Annotated in this window: 18 protein-coding genes and 1 pseudogene; 12 read left to right on the top strand and 7 right to left on the bottom strand. The window is 72.1% G+C overall.

The annotated features are described in order from the left end of the window. The first annotated feature begins 133 nt into the window (after positions 1-133). On the top strand, positions 134-367 hold the full coding sequence (locus AB0J55_RS23185; protein ID WP_003091994.1) for an Lrp/AsnC ligand binding domain-containing protein: 234 nt from the start codon (positions 134-136) through the stop codon (positions 365-367). 19 nt (positions 368-386) lie between these two features. Then, positions 387-923, top strand: a complete 537-nt coding sequence (locus tag AB0J55_RS23190; protein ID WP_364251874.1) for a DUF3515 domain-containing protein — start codon at positions 387-389, stop codon at positions 921-923. On the opposite strand, the gene AB0J55_RS23195 is transcribed toward AB0J55_RS23190, so the two are convergent. Beyond that, positions 920-2,014, bottom strand: coding sequence for a D-alanine--D-alanine ligase family protein (locus AB0J55_RS23195; RefSeq protein WP_364251877.1), 1,095 nt, complete (start codon positions 2,012-2,014; stop codon positions 920-922). The two genes, AB0J55_RS23190 and AB0J55_RS23195, sit on opposite strands and share 4 nt — an antisense overlap. 800 nt (positions 2,015-2,814) lie before the next feature. Next, positions 2,815-4,179, bottom strand: coding sequence for a PLP-dependent aminotransferase family protein (locus AB0J55_RS23200; RefSeq protein ID WP_364251880.1), 1,365 nt, complete (start codon positions 4,177-4,179; stop codon positions 2,815-2,817). A gap of 85 nt (positions 4,180-4,264) precedes the next feature. On the opposite strand from AB0J55_RS23200, the gene AB0J55_RS23205 reads away from it, so the two are divergent. Further along, positions 4,265-4,921 (top strand): pyridoxamine 5'-phosphate oxidase family protein, encoded by a 657-nt coding sequence (locus AB0J55_RS23205; RefSeq protein ID WP_364251883.1) that lies wholly within the window; start codon positions 4,265-4,267, stop codon positions 4,919-4,921. Here the strand turns inward: AB0J55_RS23205 and AB0J55_RS23210 are convergent. Continuing rightward, a complete protein-coding gene (locus tag AB0J55_RS23210) occupies positions 4,893-6,302 on the bottom strand; it encodes a HAMP domain-containing sensor histidine kinase (protein ID WP_364251886.1) in 1,410 nt (469 codons plus the stop codon). The genes AB0J55_RS23205 and AB0J55_RS23210 overlap by 29 nt on opposite strands. Beyond that, positions 6,299-7,012: a response regulator transcription factor gene (locus tag AB0J55_RS23215; RefSeq protein WP_364251889.1), complete on the bottom strand. Its 714-nt coding sequence runs from the start codon at positions 7,010-7,012 to the stop codon at positions 6,299-6,301. The genes AB0J55_RS23210 and AB0J55_RS23215 overlap by 4 nt, the downstream gene beginning before the upstream one ends. Positions 7,013-7,159: 147 nt before the next feature. Here AB0J55_RS23215 and AB0J55_RS23220 point away from each other — a divergent pair, with 147 nt between their 5' ends. From AB0J55_RS23220 to AB0J55_RS23245, 6 genes and pseudogenes are all read left to right on the top strand, one after another. Continuing rightward, the gene (locus AB0J55_RS23220; protein ID WP_364251972.1) at positions 7,160-8,506 is read left to right on the top strand and encodes a ferredoxin reductase family protein; all 1,347 of its coding nucleotides are present in this window, start codon (positions 7,160-7,162) and stop codon (positions 8,504-8,506) included. A 12-nt stretch (positions 8,507-8,518) separates the two neighbouring features. Beyond that, entirely contained in the window at positions 8,519-9,004 is a 486-nt protein-coding gene (locus AB0J55_RS23225; RefSeq protein ID WP_364251892.1) for an FMN-binding protein, read from the top strand. Further along, positions 9,001-9,741: an FAD:protein FMN transferase gene (locus tag AB0J55_RS23230; RefSeq protein WP_364251895.1), complete on the top strand. Its 741-nt coding sequence runs from the start codon at positions 9,001-9,003 to the stop codon at positions 9,739-9,741. The genes AB0J55_RS23225 and AB0J55_RS23230 overlap by 4 nt, the downstream gene beginning before the upstream one ends. Before the next feature lie 65 nt (positions 9,742-9,806). After that, positions 9,807-10,187: a VOC family protein gene (locus tag AB0J55_RS23235; RefSeq protein WP_364251898.1), complete on the top strand. Its 381-nt coding sequence runs from the start codon at positions 9,807-9,809 to the stop codon at positions 10,185-10,187. Continuing rightward, a pseudogene (locus AB0J55_RS23240) lies at positions 10,184-11,004 on the top strand (methyltransferase). Before AB0J55_RS23235 ends, AB0J55_RS23240 begins: the two are co-directional and overlap by 4 nt. Positions 11,005-11,018: 14 nt before the next feature. Then, the gene (locus tag AB0J55_RS23245; protein ID WP_364251901.1) at positions 11,019-11,996 is read left to right on the top strand and encodes an asparaginase; all 978 of its coding nucleotides are present in this window, start codon (positions 11,019-11,021) and stop codon (positions 11,994-11,996) included. On the opposite strand, the gene AB0J55_RS23250 is transcribed toward AB0J55_RS23245, so the two are convergent. The 3 genes from AB0J55_RS23250 to AB0J55_RS23260 form a co-directional block, all read right to left on the bottom strand. Next, positions 11,997-12,476, bottom strand: coding sequence for a cysteine dioxygenase family protein (locus tag AB0J55_RS23250; RefSeq protein WP_364251975.1), 480 nt, complete (start codon positions 12,474-12,476; stop codon positions 11,997-11,999). It abuts the gene before it with no gap. 175 nt (positions 12,477-12,651) lie between these two features. Beyond that, positions 12,652-13,668: an NAD(P)H-dependent glycerol-3-phosphate dehydrogenase gene (locus AB0J55_RS23255; protein ID WP_364251904.1), complete on the bottom strand. Its 1,017-nt coding sequence runs from the start codon at positions 13,666-13,668 to the stop codon at positions 12,652-12,654. Then, the gene (locus AB0J55_RS23260) at positions 13,668-14,387 is read right to left on the bottom strand and encodes a lysophospholipid acyltransferase family protein (RefSeq protein ID WP_364251907.1); all 720 of its coding nucleotides are present in this window, start codon (positions 14,385-14,387) and stop codon (positions 13,668-13,670) included. The genes AB0J55_RS23255 and AB0J55_RS23260 overlap by 1 nt, the downstream gene beginning before the upstream one ends. A gap of 497 nt (positions 14,388-14,884) precedes the next feature. Here AB0J55_RS23260 and cofC point away from each other — a divergent pair, with 497 nt between their 5' ends. The 3 genes from cofC to AB0J55_RS23275 are packed head-to-tail and all read left to right on the top strand — an operon-like array spanning position 14,885 to position 18,891. After that, entirely contained in the window at positions 14,885-15,505 is a 621-nt protein-coding gene (gene cofC, locus AB0J55_RS23265; protein WP_364251910.1) for a 2-phospho-L-lactate guanylyltransferase, read from the top strand. 42 nt (positions 15,506-15,547) lie between these two features. Beyond that, a complete protein-coding gene (locus AB0J55_RS23270; protein WP_364251913.1) occupies positions 15,548-17,941 on the top strand; it encodes an RNA degradosome polyphosphate kinase in 2,394 nt (797 codons plus the stop codon). Then, on the top strand, positions 17,938-18,891 hold the full coding sequence (locus AB0J55_RS23275; protein WP_364251915.1) for an NUDIX hydrolase: 954 nt from the start codon (positions 17,938-17,940) through the stop codon (positions 18,889-18,891). Before AB0J55_RS23270 ends, AB0J55_RS23275 begins: the two co-directional genes overlap by 4 nt. The last annotated feature ends 254 nt before the right edge of the window (positions 18,892-19,145 follow it).

Genomic DNA, 19,145 nt, shown 5'->3' on the forward strand with positions numbered 1-19,145 from the left:
CACCTCTGCTTTCTCTACCGGGACAAAGATCGATCACCGATAGTCGGATGCCCTATGTTTTTCCGTGAGCTGGCGATACGTTGCTGAAGACGTTCCTACCTTGAGCCGATCGATCCCGACGAAAGGGCGCGCCGTGGTCCACGCATACATCCTCATCCAGACCGAGGTCGGCAAGGCGGCCGCGGTGGCTGCCGAGATCTCCAGCATCCCGGGTGTGACCAGCTCGGAGGATGTCACCGGACCGTACGACGTGATCGTCCGCGCGGCCGCCGACAACGTCGACCAGCTGGGGCAGCTCGTGGTCGCGAAGGTGCAGAACGTGGAGGGCATCACGCGGACCCTGACCTGCCCGGTCGTGCATCTCTGAGTGGTGGTGTAGTGGTCGGGTGCCTGATTCCGACACCGGTGCCCCACCCCGGGTGGTCCTCGTCACGGCGGCGGCGCTCGCCGTGGCCCTGGCGGTCGCCGTCGCCGTGTTCGCGCTGACCCGGCCTTCTCCCTCGGACACCGCGGGGCCGCTGCCGCTGGTCCCCGTGCCCGCCCCCTTCGCCGGGTCGCCGGGCTGTACGACGCTGCTGGGCTCGGTGCCGGCCGAGCTGACGTCGAACGGCACCGCGCTGAAGGTGCGCGAACTGGCCACCCCGGCCCCGCCCGCCACGGTGGCCTGGGGCACCGACGACCCGCTGGTCCTGCGCTGCGGCCTGAACCGGCCGCCGGAGCTGACCCCGACGGCACAGCTGCGGCTGGTCAACGGCGTGCAGTGGCTGCAGGTGCCCGGCGAAGGCGCGTCGACGTGGTACGTGGTGGACCGCGAGGTCTACGCGGCGCTGACCGTGCCGGACACAGCCGGAACCGGGCCGCTGCAGGAGATTTCGGACACAGTGGCGGCGAAGCTGCCCGCGCGACCGCTGCGCTTTTCCTAGCGGAGGCCGGTTCCGCGCGCGATCGCCGTCTCGACGAGGGTGGTCAGCAGGGTCGCGTAGTCCATGCCGGTGACCTCCCACATCTTCGGGTAGGCGGACTTCGTCGTGAAGCCCGGCATGGTGTTGACCTCGTTGATGATCAGTTCGTGGTCTTCGGTGACGAAGAAGTCGACGCGGGCCAGCCCCTGGCAGTCCAGCGCCCGGAACGCTTCGACGGCCATCGCGCGGAGCTTTTCGGTGAGGGCGTCGTCGAGCTTGGCCGGGATGTCGAGTTCGGCGTCGTCGCCGAGGTACTTGGTTTCGAAGTCGTACCAGGCGTTCTCGTCTTCGGAGAGGACGCGGATCTCGGCCGGCAGCGAGGCTTCGACGTGGCCGTCGGGGAACTCCAGCACACCGCATTCGACCTCGCGCCCGACGACGGCGGCCTCCACGAGCACCTTCGGATCGGTGGCGCGGGCGAGTTCGATGGCGGCGTCGAGTTCGGCCCAGTCCGCGACGCGCGAGATCCCGACGGAGCTGCCCGCCCGCGACGGCTTGACGAACACGGGCAGCCCGAGGGTTTCCTTGACCTGGTCGTCCAAAGTGGACTGACCGCGCTTGAGCGCGGAGTAGGTCCCGACCGGAAGCCCTTCGGCGGCAAGGAGTTTCTTCGCGGTCTCCTTGTCCATGGCGGCGGCGCTGGCGAGTACACCGGGCCCGACGTAGGGGATGCCGGCGAGTTCGAGGAGGCCCTGGATGGTGCCGTCCTCGCCGAAGGCCCCGTGCAGCACGGGGAAGACGACATCGACCTGCGACAGCAGTTCGCTTTCCCGCCCGGGTTCGACGGCGACGAGCCCCCGGCTTGAGGGGTCACCGGCGAGGACGAGCCCCTTGCCGCCGTCGACGGACGGCAGTTCCCGGCCCCGGATGGCGAGCTGGGCGGAATCGCCGGTACCGAGCACCCAGCGCCCTTCCCGGGTGATCCCGACGGGGACGGCTTCGAACCGGCCGGGGTCGAGGTGGCCCAGGACACTGCCGGCGGAAAGGCACGAGATGGTGTGCTCGCTGCTGCGCCCACCGAACACGACGGCCACCCGGATCTTCTCGCTCATGGTGAGCCACCGTACCCGGTGACCTCGCGGAACAGCCGAGCCCGGTGCGCCGGACGGCCACTCCCACGCGGCGAACGCAACCAGCCGCGACCTCGGGCCGGGCCGGTACCGGACGGCGAACGCAACCAGCCGCCACCTCGGCAGGCGGTACCAGGCGGCAAACGAAACCAGCCGCAACCCCGGCAGCCGATACCCGGCAGCAAATGCAACCAGCCGCGACCCCGGCCGGGCCGGTACCGGACGGCAAACGCAACCAGCCGCGACCTCGGCAGCCGCCACCAGACGGCAGACACAACCACCCGCAACCCCGGCCGGACAGGGGCCCGCCCTCCCAGGGGGAACCACCAACCGAATTGAGCATATCGGCGGTGACCGGCACCAGGACCGCGGAAATGGGCCGCCCCGGCCACTATGTCCACATCACGACCGGGCTGTGGGCGAAGCCTCAGCCCGGCAAAGCCACCAGCGCCAGCCCAGCCACTTGTCCACATCACGGCCACGCTGCGGACAAAACCCAACGCAGCAAGGCCACCAGCGCCAGCCGAGCTACTTTCTCCACATCACGGCCGGACTGTGGACAAGCCCCAGCCCAGCAAACCCACCTCGTGCCATGGGGCGGCTGGGGATCGCCGTCCCCGGCTTCGCCAGCCCAACCACGCTGTTCACATCACCGCCGGACCGCGGACAGAGCCTCAGCCCCAGCAAAGTCACCTCAGCCCAAGCGGCGCCAGCGGATCGCCATGTTCAGCGTCGCCGACCCACCACGCTGTCCACATCACAACCGCCCTGTGGACAAAGCCTCACCGCAGCAAAGCCACCAACACCGGCAAAGCCGCCACCAAAGCCTCCCGCGAACACCCCGCATACCCGATCGCCACCCCGAACACCGACGGCTCACCGGCGAAGTGCCGCGCCAGCCCGTCCAGCCGGATCCCCCGCCGCTCAGCCGAAGCGATCACCGAAGCCTCCGCCGAAGCCGACGCACACGGCACCACCAGATGCGCCCCCGCGTCGTCCCCCCGCACCGGGATCCCCGCCGCCGACAAAGCCCCCGCCAGCAGCGTCCGCCGCTCCGCCATCTCGCGGCGTAACTTCCGCAGGTGGCGGCCCAGATCTCCGTTCCGCGCGAACTCGTACAGCACCCGCTGCCCCGCCGGCGACGGGCGCGTCCCCGTCGAATCCCGGTACGCCAGGACCGCCGAAGTGATCGCCTCCGGCGCCACCATCCACCCCGCGCCCAAGGTCGGCGTGAGGATCTTCGACGTCGTCCCCAGGTGCGCCACCACGTCCGGGGCCAGTGAAGCCAGCATCGGCAGCGGCGCCACGTCGAACCGCAGCTCCCCGTCGTAGTCGTCCTCGATGACCAGCATCCCGGCCGACCGTGCCCGCTCCACCAGCGAAACCCGCCGGGCCGCGCTCAGCCTGCTGCCCATCGGGTACTGGTGCGCCGGCGAGCAGTACACCGCCCGCGCGCCCTCCGGAATCGCGGAAGGCCGCAACCCCTCGTCGTCCACCGGCACGCCCACCACCCGCATCCCCGCCCGCCGGAACGCCTGGACCGCCCGCTGGTAGCCCGGCTCTTCGACGGCGACGACGTCCCCGCGCTCCAGCACCGCCGCGGCCAGCTCCACCACCGCCGCCGTCGTGCCGCCGGTCGCCAGGACCGAGCCCGCCGCCAGGCCGCGGTGGCGCAGCAGGTGCTCCGACACCGCCGCGCGGTACTCCGGCAGGCCCGCCCGGTGGGCGCGGACCAGCGGCTCCGGGTCGGCCGCCGCCCGCCAGGCGCGGCGCCAGGCCGCGCGGTCCAGACCCGCCGCCCACGGCGTACCCGGGCCGAGGTCCAGGAGCGACGGCACAACAACTTCAGGAGCCGGAACAGCGGGCGCCGGAACCGAGGAAGCCGAGGAAGACGGCGGAGTCGTCACATAGGTGCCCGAGCCGTGCCGCCCGGCGATCCAGCCCTCCGCGTGCAGCTGCTCGTACGCCGCCGACGTCACCGTGCGGCTGACGCCGAGCCGGCCGGCCAGCGCCCGCGTCGAGGGCAGCCGGTCGCCACCCCGGAGGTGTCCGGATGCGGCCGCTTCGCGCAGCGCGTCGGCCAGCTGGACCGCCAGTGGCGTCACCGCCGCACGGTCGAGGCTCACCGGGAGCGCGGTATCGGACACAGGAACCTCCCGACGAAAGTGGACTTCCCAAGTGTACGAGAAGTGGCCGTTCTCCGAGGCCACTGCCGCGGGAGACGCTGGTCGCATGTTGTCGACCACGCCCCGCACCACGCTCGGCCGCAAGAAGCACCGCGCCGTCACCGACCACTCCGCGCTGCACGCCGTCCTCGACGAAGGGCTCATCTGCCACCTCGGGGTCGTCCGCGACGGCGTGCCGCTGGTCCTCCCCACCGGCTACGGCCGCGACGGCGACACGCTCTACCTGCACGGTTCGACCGGCGCGGCCAGCCTCCGCACCGCCGCCGACGGCCTCGACGTCTGCGTGACCGTCACCCTCCTCGACGGCATCGTCTACTCGCGCTCGGTCAACAACCACTCGATGAACTACCGCAGCGCCGTCATCCTCGGCCAGGCGAAGCCGGTCCTGGACGCCGAAGCGAAGATGCACGGCCTCAAGGTGCTCACCGACCACCTCGCGCCCGGTTCGTGGGAACACGCGCGGGAGGTCAACGCGAAGGAGTTCGCGGCCGTGAGCGTTCTCGCGCTCGACCTCGCCGAGGCGTCGGTGAAGATGCGCGCCGAAGGCCCGGGCGACGAGCCCGAGGACGTCGAAGCGGACGTCGCCTGGGCCGGCGTGCTGCCGGTGCGGACGGTCTACGGCGAGCCCGAGCCGTCCGAAGACCTCTCCCCCGGCTGGACCACGCCGGAGCACGTCACCGCGCGAGCGGCAGCCGCACGCTGAAGGTCGTCCGGCCCGGCTCGGAAGCCACCGACACCGTGCCGCCGTGCGCCGTGACCAGGGACTGGACCACCGACAGCCCGAGCCCGGTGCCGCCGTTGCCGCGGGTGCGGGAATCGTCGACGCGGAAGAACCGGTCGAAGATCCGCTCCTGGTCCCCCGCGGCGATTCCGGGCCCGGTGTCGGTCACCTGCACCACGGCGAACCCACCCGAAGCCGTCACCGAGACGTGCACCGACGTCCCGGGCGGGGTGTGCACGGCCGCGTTGGCCAGCAGGTTGTCGAGCACCTGCCGCAGCCGCACCGGATCGGCGTCCACGAAAGCCGTCGAGAACGCCGAAGTCAGCGGGTGGTCGGGCCGGCCGGCGGCGAACGCGTCCGCCGCGTCCCCGGCCAGCTCGGCCAGGTCGACGCGCTCGGGCCGCAACGGCGTCTCGGCGGCCCGCGCGTCGAGCCGGGCCAGCAGCAGGAGGTCGTCGACGAGCACGGTCATCCGCGCGGTCTCCTCGCGGATCTTCGCCAGGTGCGCCTCGCGTTCCGCCGGTTCGTTCGCCGCGGCGTAGCGGAAGAGGTCGGCGTATCCGCGGATCGACGTCAGCGGCGTCCGCAGTTCGTGCGAGGCATCCGCGACGAACCGGCGCAGCCGCTCGTTGGCTTCGGTCTTCGCGGCCAGCGACGTGTCGATGTGGGCGAGCATCACGTTGAACGCGGTCCGCAGCTCGTCGACCTCGGCGCCGCCGCCGGCGCCCGCCGCGCGCACCGGCAGCGCGGGGTTCGCGGTGAGGTCGTGGGAGGCGATGTCGTGGGCGGTGCCCGCCATGTCGGCCAGCGGGCGCAGGCCGCGGCGCAGCACCAGCCGTCCCACGACGACCAGCACGGCCAGCGCGAGCGCGAACGCACCGACCTCGACCCAGATCAGCTGCTCGACCGTGCCGTCGAGGTCCTTCTGCGGCGCGGCGGACAGCAGCACCGAGTCGGTGTCGACCGGGCACGCGCGCACCCGGTATGGGCCGTCGTCGTGCAGGTAGATGTTGCGGGTGACGTCGCCGTGCACCGCTTCGGCCGCGATGTTCGCCAGCTGCCCGGCATCCCCCGGCAGCTTGCCGCCCGGTTCCGGGACGGCGACCCCGCCCTGCACCTTGTACAGCGCCGAGTACCACGAGTACACCGACTGCGGCGAGCCGTGCGTCTCGCGCAGCAGCGGCAGCTGCCCGTTCTGGCTCTTGGACAGCTGCTCGTCGAGCCGCCGGTCGAGGTAACCGTGCATGATCCCGACCGTCGTGACGCCGACGGCCGCGAACACGACCAGCGCGAGCGCGCCGAGGCCGAGGGTGATCCGGGTGCCCAGCCGGGTGCGCTGCCAGGCCTCGTACCAGCGCCTCACCGGTGCGCCTGCCGCACGACGTAGCCGACGCCGCGCACGGTGTGGATCAGCGGTTCGCCGTCGCCCGCGTCGACCTTGCGCCGCAGGTGCGAAATCACGAGTTCGACCACATTGGACCGGCCGCCGAAGTCGTACTCCCAGACGTGGTCGAGAATCTGCGCCTTGGTCAGCACGGCGGGCGAGCGGCGCATGAGGTAGCGCAGCAGCTCGTATTCGGTCGGCGTCAGCTCGGCCGGGACGTCGCCGCGGCGGACCTCGCGGGTGTCCTCGTCCAGGGTCAGGTCGCCGACGCGCAGGACGGCTCCGCGTGCCTCCGGCTGTTGCGCGACCCCGGCGCTGCGCCGCAGCACCGCCCGCAGCCGCGCCATCAGCTCCTCGACCGAGAACGGTTTCACGAGGTAGTCGTCACCGCCGCGGGTGAGCCCGGCGATCCGGTCGGCCGTCGCGTCCTTGGCCGTGAGGAAGACCACGGGCACCGCGTTCCCACCGGACCGCAGGCGGTCGAGCACGGTGAAGCCGTCCAGGTCGGGCAGCATCAGGTCGAGCACGACGATGTCCGGCCCGAACTCCGCGGCCCGGCTCAGCGCGGCCTGCCCGGTGCCGGCCGTGACCGCCTGCCAGCCCTCGTACCGGGCGACGGTGGCGACGAGGTCGGCGATGTGCGGCTCGTCGTCGACGACGAGCAGGCGCACGGGGTCGGGGGTCTGCACCCCTGCATCTTCTCCCGCCGCGAGCGCGCCGGGCGAGCCGAGACGGCGGCCGACAGGATTCCGACAGCCGGTACCCAGACTCGCCACAGCCTGCGCGGCGAGGCTGGCCTTCGTGAACCGAACTGAAGGGGAATCCGTGTGACCACCATGACGCAGACCGCCGAGGCCGCGCGCCCGGCGATCCGCCCCCGGATCGCCGCGAAATCCGGCCTCTTCCTCTTCCTCGGCGCCAACGTGGCCGCCGTCACGGTGCTGTTCGCGCAGGCCGGGCTGTCCCCGAACTCGCTGATCACGATCGGACGGCTCGCCGGGCTCTACGGCGGGCTGGCGATGGCGTTCCAGCTGCTGCTGGTGGCCCGGCTGCCCTGGCTGGACCGCCGGATCGGGATGGACCGGCTCACCACGTGGCACCGCTGGACCGGCTTCACGATCCTGTGGACCCTGCTGGCGCACCTGGTGTTCATCGTGTTCGGCTACGCCCAGGTCGAGCGCCACGGGGTCGTCGACGAGCTGGTCGACATGGCCAACCAGCTCGAAGGCATCCTGCGCGCGCTGGTCGCCTTCGCGGTGATCCTCATCGTGGGCGGGGCGTCGGCGAAGTTCGCGCGCAAGCGGCTCGCGTACGAGACGTGGCACTTCATCCACCTCTACACCTACGCGGCGGTGCTGCTGGCGTTCACCCACCAGCTCGCGCTCGGCACGTCGTTCGCCGGGTCGGAATGGGCGGAGGCGTACTGGTGGACGCTCTGGCTCGGGGCCGGCGCCGCCGTCCTCGCCGGGCGCGTCCTGCTTCCGCTGTGGCGGAACCTGCGCCACCAGCTGCGCGTCACCGCGGTGGTTTCCGAGGCCCCCGACGTCGTTTCGGTGTACATGACCGGCAAGCACCTGGACAAGATGCCGGCCCGGGCGGGGCAGTTCTTCCTGTGGCGGTTCCTCACGAAGGACCGCTGGTGGCAGGCCAATCCGTTCTCGCTGTCGGCCGCACCCGACGGCCGCACGCTGCGGCTGACCGCGAAGGCCCTCGGCGGTTCCAGCGCCGGGCTGCGCAGCCTCAAGGTCGGGACGCGGGTGTTCGCCGAAGGCCCGTACGGCGCCTTCACGACGATCCACCAGAAGCGGCCCAACGCGCTGCTCGTGGCGGGCGGCGTCGGGATCACGCCGATCCGCGCGCTGCTGGAGGACATCGACGGCCACGTCGTCGTGCTGTACCGGGTGCGCACCCAGGCCGACGCGGTGCTGCTGCCGGAGCTGAACGAGCTGGCGAAGGCCCGCGGCGCCGTCGTGAGCGTCCTCACCGGACCGGACCAGGCGGTCGGGCCGCGGGGGGTGATGCTCGGGCCGGCGAACCTGCACATGATGGTGCCGGACGTGCACGAGCGGGACGTGTTCGTCTGCGGGCCGCCGGGGATGACCTCGGCCGTCCTGCGCAGCCTGCGTGAGCTGAAGGTGCCGAACGCCCAGGTGCACGCCGAACGTTTCAGCCTCGCGGCCTAGGGGGAACTCGTCGTGAAGAAGACCATTTTCGTCGTTGCGCTGTCCATCGCCGGGTTCATCGCGGTCTGGCGGTTCGAACCGGGGCCGGTGCAGAACACCGCCGCCGTCGCGCAGGCGCCGCCGCCGAGCGTCACCGCACCGTCCACATCGGCCGCTCCGACGACCGCTCCGGCCCCGTCGTCTTCGGCTCCGGCCCCTTCGGAAGCACCGTCCACCCGGGACACCAAGACCGAGACGGTGACCACGCAGGGCAGCGCCGAGTCCAGCCGGTACGGCACCGTGCAGGTGCAGGTGACGTTCACCGGCGCCCGGCTCGCCGTGATCACCCTGCTGCAGGCCCCGGACAGCGGCCGGTCCCTCACCGCGCTCCCGCGGCTGCAGGAGGAAGCGATCAAGGCGCAGAGCGCCGACATCGACACGATCACCGGCGCCACCGAGACCAGCGAGTCGTACAAGACGTCCCTGCAGGCCGCGATCGACGCGAGAGGCAACCGATGACGAACCGCGTCGAACAGGTGATGGGCCTGCCGATCTCCCTCGACCTGCGGGACGAGGGCGACTTCGCCGAGGTCGTCGACGACGTCTTCGCCTGGTTCCGGGACGTCGACGCCCGGTTCAGCCCGTTCCGGGAGGACAGCGAGGTCAGCCGCTACGACCGCGGCGAGCTGACGGCCGCCGAGCTGAGCGACGACCTCCTGGAGGTCCTGGAACTCTGCGCGTACTACGAGCAGCTCTCCGGCGGCGCGTTCCGCGCGCGGCTGCCCGGCCGCGGTCTCGACCCGTGCGCGGTGGTGAAGGGCTGGGCGGTGCAGCGCGCGGCCGACTTGCTGAAGGCCGAGGGCGCCACGACGTTCTGCCTCAACGCCGGCGGCGACGTCGTCACGGCGGGCGAACCGGAGCCCGGGCGGCCGTGGCGGGTCGGCGTGCGCCACCCCGAGCAGCCCCTGGCGGTGTGCGCGGTGCTGGAGTCGCGCAACGGCGCGATCGCGACGTCGGCGGCGTACGAGCGCGGCTCGCACATCCTCGACGGCCGCTCCGGCACCCCGGCGACGGGGTTGATGAGCGTCACCGTCGTGGCCGGGGACCTGGTGACGGCGGACGCACTGGCCACCGCGGCGTTCGCGATGGGCGAGGAGGGCATCACCTGGGCGGCGGACCGCCCGGACTGCGAGATCCTCATCGTCGACGACAGCCGCCGCGTGCACCGGACGGCGGGCCTGGCGCTGGCGTCCTGAAATCGGTTCGCCCTCCTCGGGGTGCCTCGGCCAGACTCGGGCCGTACCCGTCTTCGAGGAGTGCCATGCCTTCGTCCGTCCTGCACGTGTCCGTCGACTGTGCCGACCCGTACCAGCTGTGCCAGTTCTGGAGCGAGGTCACCGGGAAGCCGATCCCGGACACCGACTCCCCGGGCGACGACGAGGTGGCCATCGAGCTCGAAGGCGGGATCGACCTGCTGTTCCTCCGGGTCCCGGAGCCGAAGACGGTGAAGAACCGCCTCCACGTGTGCCTGCAGCCGGACATCGCGCGCGACGAGGAGATCGAGCGGATCCTGGGCCTGGGCGCGACGCTGGTGAACGACCTGCGCAACCCCGACGGCACGGGCTGGGCCGTGCTCGCCGACCCGGAGGGCAACGAGTTCTGCGTGCTGCGCAGCGCCGCCGAGCGCGCGGCGACGTCGTGACGGATTCGTTCGCCGTCAACAAGGCCAACTGGGACGACCGCGCGGTGCTGCACGCGGCATCGCCGGACTACGCCTCCGACCGGTTCGCCGCGGACCCGGCCCACCTGAGCGACGTCGTGCGCTTCGACCTTCCGCGCCTGGGCGACCTCACCGGGCTGCGCGCGGTCCACCTGCAGTGCCACATCGGCACGGACACGGTGTCGCTGTCCCGGCTGGGCGCGTCGACGACGGGCCTGGACTTCTCGGGCGCGGCGCTGGCGGAAGCCCGGCGCCTCGCCGCGGCGGCGGGCGCGTCGATCGAATTCCACGAGGCCAACGTGTACGACGCCGTCGAGGTGCTGGGCGCCGGACGCTTCGACCTGGTCTACACCGGGATCGGCGCGCTGTGCTGGCTGCCGTCGGTGACGCGCTGGGCGTCGGTCGTCGCCGGCCTGCTGCGGCCCGGCGGCCGGCTCTTCGTCCGGAAGGACACCCGATGCTGGGCACCCTGGACGAGAACGACCCGCCGGTGCCGCGGTACCCGTACTTCGAGCACGCCGAGCCGCTGGTCTTCGACGACCCCGGCACCTACGTCGCCGTCGACCGGCCGCTGCGGCACACCGTCACCCACGAGTGGAACCACTCGCTGGGCGAGATCATCACGGCATTGCTGGAGCACGGCCTGACCCTGACGGCGTTCACCGAGCACGACAGCGTCCCGTGGAACGCGCTGCCCGGTCAGATGGTACTCGACGAGACCACCGGCGAGTGGCGGCTGAGGGACACACCGTCGCGCCTCGCGGCGAGCTACACGCTTCAGGCGGTCAAGGGCGGCTGAATAGGGTGGCCCGCATGCCCCTGATCGCCCTCGCCTCCCTCGGCGGCACCATCTCGATGGCCCCGGCCGGCGCCGGAGGCGGCGCTGTCCCGCGGCTCGGCGCGGCCGACCTGCTCGGCGGCCTCGGCGACCTGCCGATGGACGTCCTGGCCGAGACGCTGGCCGGGATCGGCAGCGCGTCGATGGACTTCGCGACGCTGCTGCGCTGCCGCGACTGGGGGTTGCGGCAGGACGCCGACGGGTTCGTCGTCGTCCAGGGCACGGACACCCTCGAGGAGACGGCGTACTTCCTCGACCTGACCTGGCCGTCGGAGCTCCCGGTGGTGGTCACCGGGGCGATGCGCAACCCGAGCCTGCTCAGCCCGGACGGCCCGGCGAACCTGCGCAACGCCCTCACCGTGGCGGCCGACCCGCGCAGCCGCGGCCGGGGCGCGCTGGTGACGCTCAACGACGACGTCCACGCGGCGCGCTGGGTCCGGAAGGCGCATTCGAGCCGGCTGGACGCGTTTTCGTCGGCGCCCGCGGGACCGCTGGGCATGGTCGTCGAGCACGCGGTGCACTGGTTCCACCCGTCGCCGCCGCGCCTGCCCGCGCTCACGGGCACGGACTTCGGCGGGCTGGTCCCGGTGGTCGAAGCGGGCCTGGACGACTCCGGCGCGGTGCTTTCCGCGGTGGCCGCGCAGCCGGGAGTTCGCGGCGTCGTGGTCGCGGCGACGGGTGTGGGGCACGTCTCGTCCGGCACCGCCGACGTGATCTCGCGGCTGGTGCCGTCGATCCCGGTGGTGGTCGCTTCTCGGACGGGAGCGGGTCCGACGCTGCGTTCGACGTACGGCTTCCACGGCTCCGAGTCGAGCCTCATCGCGATGGGCGCGACGATGGCGGGCTGGCTGGACGCGCGGAAGGCGCGGATCCTGCTGCACGCGCTCCTGGCGTCCGGCGCGGGCCGCGACCGGATCGAGCAGGAGTTCCGGGCGCGCGGCGATCTGGACTGATCAGTCCCGGACCGGGCCTTCGACCGGATCCAGGTGGTACGGGCGCATCGCGCGGCCCGCGTCGCGGTAGACGTGCACCGAGATCGCCGGGTCCAGGCCGTCGTTGCGGACCTCGTGCACGTACCCGGGCCCGAACACCCGGGACTGCCCGGCGGACAAGGCGTGCAGCTCGGTGACCGCACGGCCGTCCGGCGCCCGCCGTGCCACGGCCTCCGTCAGGTGGCCGCTGACCACCGTGAACGCACCGCTGGCGAACGCGTGGTCGTGCAGGTCGGTGTGCTGGCCGGGCAGCCAGCCCATCAGCCACACCTCCTCCCGCTCGTCCTTCGAGACGAGCGTCGCGAAGCGCTCTTCGGGGTCGTAGCGCAGCAGGTGGCGCCAGCGGTCGCGGTCGGCGGCGACCTCGAGCGCGACGCGCACCGGGTGGCGCAGGGCGGGGTTTTCGGGACGCAGCAGCGTGTTGTCCGGAACGGCGAACATGAGGGTCCTCACGGGAAGAAAGTGTCGAGCTGGGCCGGGGCTGGGTTCACCGACAACAGCGACACGCGCGCACGGCGGAGCGGAGGCCCATGCGGCCCCACGACTCGGACATGGCGTACGCGAACATGCGACCAGAGTCGCAGCCGCGTCCTTCCCGGTCAAGCCGTCCCACGGATCAGGACCATTCGTGTTTCTGCGACCGCCCGAGCAGCTCCGCGCCGGCCTGGCGGGGGTCGACGCCCTCGTGGCAGACGCGGTGCATGGCGTCGGTGATCGGCATGTCCACGCCGAGGCTCTGCGCCAGCGCCCGGATCGACGAGCACGACATGACCCCCTCGGCGACCTGCCCGCCGGCGGCCGCCTGCGCCTGCTCGAGGGTCTCGCCGCGGCCGAGCCGCTCCCCGAAGGTGCGGTTGCGCGAAAGCGGCGACGAGCAGGTCGCGACCAGGTCGCCGACCCCGGCCAGCCCGGCGAAGGTCAGCGGGTCGGCGCCGAGCTTCGCGCCGAGCCGGGCCATCTCGGCCAGGCCGCGGGTGATGAGCGTCGCCATGGTGTTCGTGCCGAGGCCGAGGCCCGCGGCCATGCCGGTGCTGAGCGCGATGACGTTCTTGCAGGCGCCGCCGAGCTCGCAGCCGACGACGTCGGTGTTGGTGTAGGGCCGGAAGTAGGAGTTGGCGCAGGCCCGCTGGATCGCGACCGCGCGTTCGTGGTCGGCGCAGGCCAGCACGGAGGCCGACGGCTGCCCGGCGGCGATCTCCTTGGCCAGGTTCGGCCCGGTGACGACGACGACCTCGTTCGGATCGATCCCGACGATTTCGCCGATCACCTCGCTCATCCGCTTGAGCGTGCCGAGCTCGACGCCCTTGGCGAGGCTGACGAGGATGGCGTCCTCGGGCAGCAGTGCCCGCCACGCGGTCAGGTTGGCGCGCAGGCTCTGGCTGGGCACGGCCAGGACGACGGCTTCGGCGTTCTTCGTCGCTTCCGCGGGATCGCTGGTGGCGGTGATGTTCTCCGGGAGGGCCACGCCGGGCAGGTAGGCACGGTTGGTGTGCCGCTCCCGGATGTCCTCGGCGACCTCCTCGCGGCGCGCCCACACGGTGACGTCCCGCCCGGCGTCGCCGAGCACCTTGGCGAAGGCGGTGCCCCACGAACCGGCCCCGAGCACGGTGACCCGCTGCACGTCGGCGCGCATCAGGCGGGATCCTCCGGCTTCGCGGCCGGGGGTTCCTCGTGCCGGATCTCGGCGAGCAGCCGGGTGACGTCGTCCATCATGATCTTGGTGACCTCACGCAGTTTCGACGCGCTGCGCGTGTTGCCGCCGCGGTAGGCGGAGAGGTCGAGCGGGTCGCCGACGGAGTGGGTGATGGTCTTGCGCGGGAAGGGCGTGAACTTCTTCGTGTAGCCGTTGAAGATCTGGCTGGTCCCCCAGCGGGCGATGGGGATGACGGGGACGTCGTTCTGCAGCGCGAGCCGCGCGGCGCCGGTGAAGGACTCCTTCGGCCAGCCGGCCGGGTCCTTGGTGATGGTGCCCTCGGGGTAGATGACGACGATCTTGCCGTCCTGAAGGGCCTGGTGAGCAGCCTTGAGACTGTCCCCGGCGGCGGCCGACCCCCGCGAGACGGGGATCTGCCCGGACCCCGAGACGATCGGCCCGAGGATCGGCGCGCGCTGCAGGCTCTCCTTGTAGAGGAACCGCGGGACGCGCTTCTGCCGGTGCACGAAGACGGCATCGACGGCGGGATCGAGGTGCGAGATGTGGTTCAGGACGAGCAGAGCGGGCCCCTGCCGCGGAATCTTTTCGGCCCCGACGTAGACCCGCCGCGCAATGCGGGTGAGGGGGTAGAACAGAACGGCGGCCAACCCCACCCAGAAGCCACCCTTTTCACGCCGGGCCACGATCTCCTCCTCCATGTGCAACGTCCGGCGTTGATCCTGCCGCGCCGGGCTCGGAGCAGTCCAGGGAGGGTGGGTTCGAGCAGCTCGCGACCGGTTTCGGTGGTGCCGGGGTGTGCCGGCGGCGCACGGCGTGGGCGGTGCCGGGACCGCTGGTCGGCTTGGGCTCGGCCGGCACCGAGGCCGCTGACCTGCCGCGGCTCGATCAGCGCCAAGACCGCTGGCCCCTGCGGCTCAACCGGCGCCAAGAACGCTGGCCGGCTTGGGCTCGATCGGCACCGAGGCCGCCGGTTCGCTGCGGCTTGGCCGACCCACAGCCCACCCACCCACAGCCCACCCACCCAAGGGGGCCGCCATCCCCCGGGCCCCACCCCCGAACCGACCGTATCCACCCCGACCGACAAAACCCGCCCCCAGCCCGCCCCCACCCCCAAGTTGTCCACAACACCCGTCACCTGTGGACAACCCACCCCACCCGCCCACCCCCGCCCCGGCTTTCCGGTAAAGATGGACACGTGGACGTGGATCTGGTCGTGCCGATGAAACACCCCCGCGACGGCAAGTCGCGGCTGCGTGGTGCCGTCGCGGCGGATCGGCACCCGGGGCTGGTCCTCGCGCTGGCCGCCGACACGCTCGCCGCCGTCGTGTCGGCCGGGCGAGTGCGGCGGGTGCTGCTCGTCGCCGCCGATCCGCAGGCCGTCAAAGCGCTCGCCGAGCTCGGCATCGAGATCGTCGCCGAACCAGCCGAACCCGCCGAGAAGTCCCTCAACGCCGCCTTCCGCCACGGCGAAGCGCTGCTGAAAGCCGACGATCCGGGCGCCGTCGTCGGCGCGCTCCAAGCCGATCTTCCCGCGCTGACCGCCGGCGACCTGACCGCCGCCCTCACCGAGGCCGCCGGGAAGCGGGCCTTCGCCGCCGATCGGCAGGGCACCGGCACCACCCTCCTGCTGGCCGCGCCCGGCGAGCCCCTCGATCCCCGGTTCGGGCCCGGCTCGGCGCGGCAGCACGCCGCTTCCGGCGCGATCCCCCTGCGCCAGGCCCTCCCGACCCTGCGCAGCGACGTCGACACCCCCGATGATCTCGCCCACGTGCGCGCCCTCGGTGTCGGAAAACACACTGCCGAGCTGTTCATCTGACCTTCACCGCGGCCTGCGCAATCCGGCGCGGCTTAGTGAAGAATGGGGGCCGTGAGCACAGACGACGGCGGCACGCCCGCACCGCGGAGGCGACGGAACCCGGCGAACGGATCTTCGGAGACGGCGAAGAAGACGGCCGCCCGGACGAACGCGGCCAAACCGGCCGCGGCCAAGAAGGTCCCGTCGAAGTCCACGGCGCGCGACGCCGCCGCCCGTGCCACCGCCGGCAAGGCGCGCACCCGCAAGACCACCGCCGCGGCGGCCACCCCGGCGACGACCCGGCGGCGCAGCTCCACGCAGGGCAACGCCCGCAACGCCGAGGAGTTCCGGGCCGTCCCGTCGGCGCCGCCCGCGGTCACCGCCGCGCCGACCGCCGTCGAGACGCTGCCGGACGACCGGTACTTCAACCGCGAGCTGTCGTGGCAGGACTTCAACGCCCGCGTGCTCGCGCTGGCCGAGGACGAGTCGCAGCCGCTGCTGGAGCGGGCGAAGTTCCTCGCCATCTTCGCGTCCAATCTGGACGAGTTCTACATGGTCCGCGTCGCCGGGCTGAAGCGCCGCGACGAGACCGGCCTGCTGGTCCGCAGCGCGGACGGCCTCACCCCGCGCGAGCAGCTCGGCTACATCGCCAAGCGCAACCAGGACCTGGTCGAGCGGCAGACCGGCGCGTTCGAGAAGCACCTGCGCCCCCAGCTGGCCGAGGAGGACATCCACATCGTCGGCTGGGCCGACCTGGCCGGCGCCGACCAGCTCCGGCTGTCGAGTTACTTCTCCGAGCAGATCTTCCCGGTCCTGACGCCCCTGGCCGTCGACCCGGCGCACCCGTTCCCCTACATCTCGGGCCTGTCGCTCAACCTCGCGGTGACGGTCCGCGACCCGGAAGGCGGCACCGAGCGCTTCGCCCGGGTGAAGGTGCCGAGCAACGTGCCGCGCCTGATGCGCGTCGAGACCGATCGCTCCAGCCGGACGGCGACGTTCCTGCCCCTCGAAGAGCTGATCTCGGCGCATCTGGGCGAGCTGTTCACCGGCATGGACGTCACCGAGCACCACGTCTTCCGCGTCACCCGCAACGCCGACTTCGAGGTCGACGAGGACCGCGACGAGGACCTCCTCCAGGCCCTCGAGCGCGAGCTGGCGCAGCGCCGCTTCGGCCCGCCGGTGCGCCTCGAGGTCGCGCAGGACATGAGCGAGCACATGCTCGAGCTGCTGCTGCGCGAGCTGGACGTCGACCCGGCCGACGTCGTCGAGGTGCCCGGGCTGCTCGACCTGACCTGCCTGCACCAGCTGTCCGGAGTGGACCGCAAGGAGCTGAAGGACCGGCCGTTCGTCCCGGCGACGCACCCGGCGTTCGGCGAGCGCGAGACGCCGAAGAGCGTGTTCGCGACGCTGCGCGAGGGCGACGTGCTGGTGCACCACCCGTACGACTCGTTCTCGACCAGCGTGCAGCGGTTCATCGAGCAGGCGGCGGCCGACTCGAAGGTCCTCGCGATCAAGCAGACGCTGTACCGGACGTCCGGCGACTCGCCGATCGTCGACGCGCTGATCGACGCGGCCGAGGCCGGCAAGCAGGTCGTCGCGCTGGTCGAGATCAAGGCACGCTTCGACGAGCAGGCGAACATCACCTGGGCGCGGACGCTGGAGCGCGCGGGCGTGCACGTCGTGTACGGCCTGGTCGGGCTGAAGACGCACTGCAAGGTGTCGATGATCGTGCGCCAGGAGGGCGCGACGATCCGCCGCTACTGCCACATCGGCACCGGCAACTACAACCCGAAGACAGCGCGGCTCTACGAGGACATCGGCCTGTTCACCGCCGACCCGAGCATCGGCGCCGATGTCACCGACCTGTTCAACGTGCTCACCGGCTACTCGCGCCAGGACACCTACCGGACGATCCTGACGTCGCCGCACGGCATCCGCCGCGGCATCGTGCGCGCGATCGGCGAAGAGATCGAGCTGGCGCGGGCGGGGCAGGACGCCGGGATCCGGATCAAGTGCAACTCGCTGGTCGACGAGCAGGTCATCGACGCGCTCTACCATGCGTCGCAGGCCGGGGTGCCGGTCGAGATCGTGGTGCGCGGGATCTGCACGCTCAAGCCCGGCGTCGAAGGGCTGTCGGAGAACATCCACGTCCGGTCGATCCTCGGCCGGTTCCTGGAGCACTCGCGGATCTTCAACTTCCGCGCCGGCGGCACGCACTGGATCGGCAGCGCGGACATGATGCACCGCAACCTGGACCGCCGGATCGAGGCACTGGTCCGCGTCAAGGACCCGAAGCTCACGGCGCAGCTCGACAACATCTTCGACTCGGCGCTCGACCCGGCGACGCGGTGCTGGGTGCTGACCGCGAGCGGCGAGTGGTCGCCGTTCCCGGCCGACGGCTCGCGGGTGCGGGACCACCAGCTGGAGCTGGCGAAGCTGCACGGGGCCGCCGGATGACCCAGGAGGTACGGGCGGCCGGCGCGGTGCTGTGGCGCGTCGCCGGAGGGGTGACGGAAGTCGCCCTGGTGCACCGCCCGCGGTACGACGACTGGTCGTTGCCGAAGGGAAAGCTCGACCCGGGCGAGACGATCGCCGAGGCGGCGGTCCGGGAAGTGCGGGAGGAGACCGGCTTCGCCGCGGTCCTGGGCCGCTACCTGACCCGGACGGCGTACCCGGTGCCGTCGAAGCACGGTTCCGGAACGGTGCCGAAGACGGTCGACTACTTCGCGGCGGAAGCGGCCACCGGCGAGTTCACGCCGAACGACGAGGTCGACGAGCTGCGCTGGCTCGAACCGGCGGCGGCCGAGAAAGCGCTGACGCGGCCCGAGGACGTGCGGGTGCTGCGGTCGTTCTGCGAGTTGCCGGTGGGCCTGACGACGGTCCTGCTGGTCCGCCACGCCAAGGCGGGCAAGCGCGACGAGTGGACCGGCGACGACGACCTCCGCCCCCTGTCGGAGGCGGGCCAGCGCCAGGCGGCGGCCCTGCGCCGGGTGCTGACGTTGTTCGGACCGGACCGGGTGCTGTCGGCCCCCCGCCTGCGGTGCGTGCAGACGGTCCACGGCGTGGCGGAGGACATCGGCGCCGAGGTGCGCCACGAGCCCCTGCTGTCGGAAGAGGGCTACTGGCCGGACCCGGTCCTGGGGGTGGCCCGCCTGCTGGCCCTGGCGGGCGACGGCGGAACACCGGTGGTGTGCAGCCAGGGCGGAGTGATCCCGGACCTGGTGAGCACCCTGGCCGACCGCGACGGCGTGGAGATCCGGGCAGCACGAGGCGGCGTGGTACCGAGCAAGAAGGGCTCGTTCTGGGTCTTGTCGTTCCGGCCCCCGACGAATTCGGAGGGCCCGTTGCTCGTGGCGGCGGACTACCACCCGAGCGCCCTGCCGGCACCCTCCCCAAGCCACTCCTGACCGGTTGTCCCCACCCAGGCCGTGATGTGGACAACGGGGGCTTGCGAGCCCCCGTTTCCGGCTTTTCGTCGGAGGGTCCCGATAGGCTGGACAAGGGCACGCCCCCCAGGGAGGGCGGGGGCTGACTGGACCACACGGCGCCCAGGCCCCCCGCAACCCCGATCCGAAGCCCCAACACGGCCGGCGGCACCGGGTCAAGGCACGCTTTCCCGCCTTGACGCGGTGCCGCCCGCCGGAGACACACACCGGCCAGG

It is taken from the genome of Amycolatopsis sp. NPDC049688 (assembly GCF_040674975.1).
Taxonomy (GTDB): domain Bacteria; phylum Actinomycetota; class Actinomycetes; order Mycobacteriales; family Pseudonocardiaceae; genus Amycolatopsis.

Bases quoted from the DNA above. Each gene is read 5' to 3' on its own strand.
- AB0J55_RS23195 (WP_364251877.1), bottom strand. From the start codon at position 2,014: ATGAGCGAGAAGATCCGGGTGGCCGTCGTGTTCGGTGGGCGCAGCAGC.
- AB0J55_RS23230 (WP_364251895.1), top strand. From the start codon at position 9,001: ATGACGAACCGCGTCGAACAGGTGATGGGCCTGCCGATCTCCCTCGAC.
- AB0J55_RS23205 (WP_364251883.1), top strand. From the start codon at position 4,265: ATGTTGTCGACCACGCCCCGCACCACGCTCGGCCGCAAGAAGCACCGC.
- AB0J55_RS23245 (WP_364251901.1), top strand. From the start codon at position 11,019: ATGCCCCTGATCGCCCTCGCCTCCCTCGGCGGCACCATCTCGATGGCC.
- AB0J55_RS23220 (WP_364251972.1), top strand. From the start codon at position 7,160: ATGACGCAGACCGCCGAGGCCGCGCGCCCGGCGATCCGCCCCCGGATC.
- AB0J55_RS23275 (WP_364251915.1), top strand. From the start codon at position 17,938: ATGACCCAGGAGGTACGGGCGGCCGGCGCGGTGCTGTGGCGCGTCGCC.
- AB0J55_RS23235 (WP_364251898.1), top strand. From the start codon at position 9,807: ATGCCTTCGTCCGTCCTGCACGTGTCCGTCGACTGTGCCGACCCGTAC.
- AB0J55_RS23250 (WP_364251975.1), bottom strand. From the start codon at position 12,476: ATGTTCGCCGTTCCGGACAACACGCTGCTGCGTCCCGAAAACCCCGCC.
- AB0J55_RS23270 (WP_364251913.1), top strand. From the start codon at position 15,548: ATGGGGGCCGTGAGCACAGACGACGGCGGCACGCCCGCACCGCGGAGG.
- AB0J55_RS23255 (WP_364251904.1), bottom strand. From the start codon at position 13,668: ATGCGCGCCGACGTGCAGCGGGTCACCGTGCTCGGGGCCGGTTCGTGG.
- AB0J55_RS23260 (WP_364251907.1), bottom strand. From the start codon at position 14,387: ATGGAGGAGGAGATCGTGGCCCGGCGTGAAAAGGGTGGCTTCTGGGTG.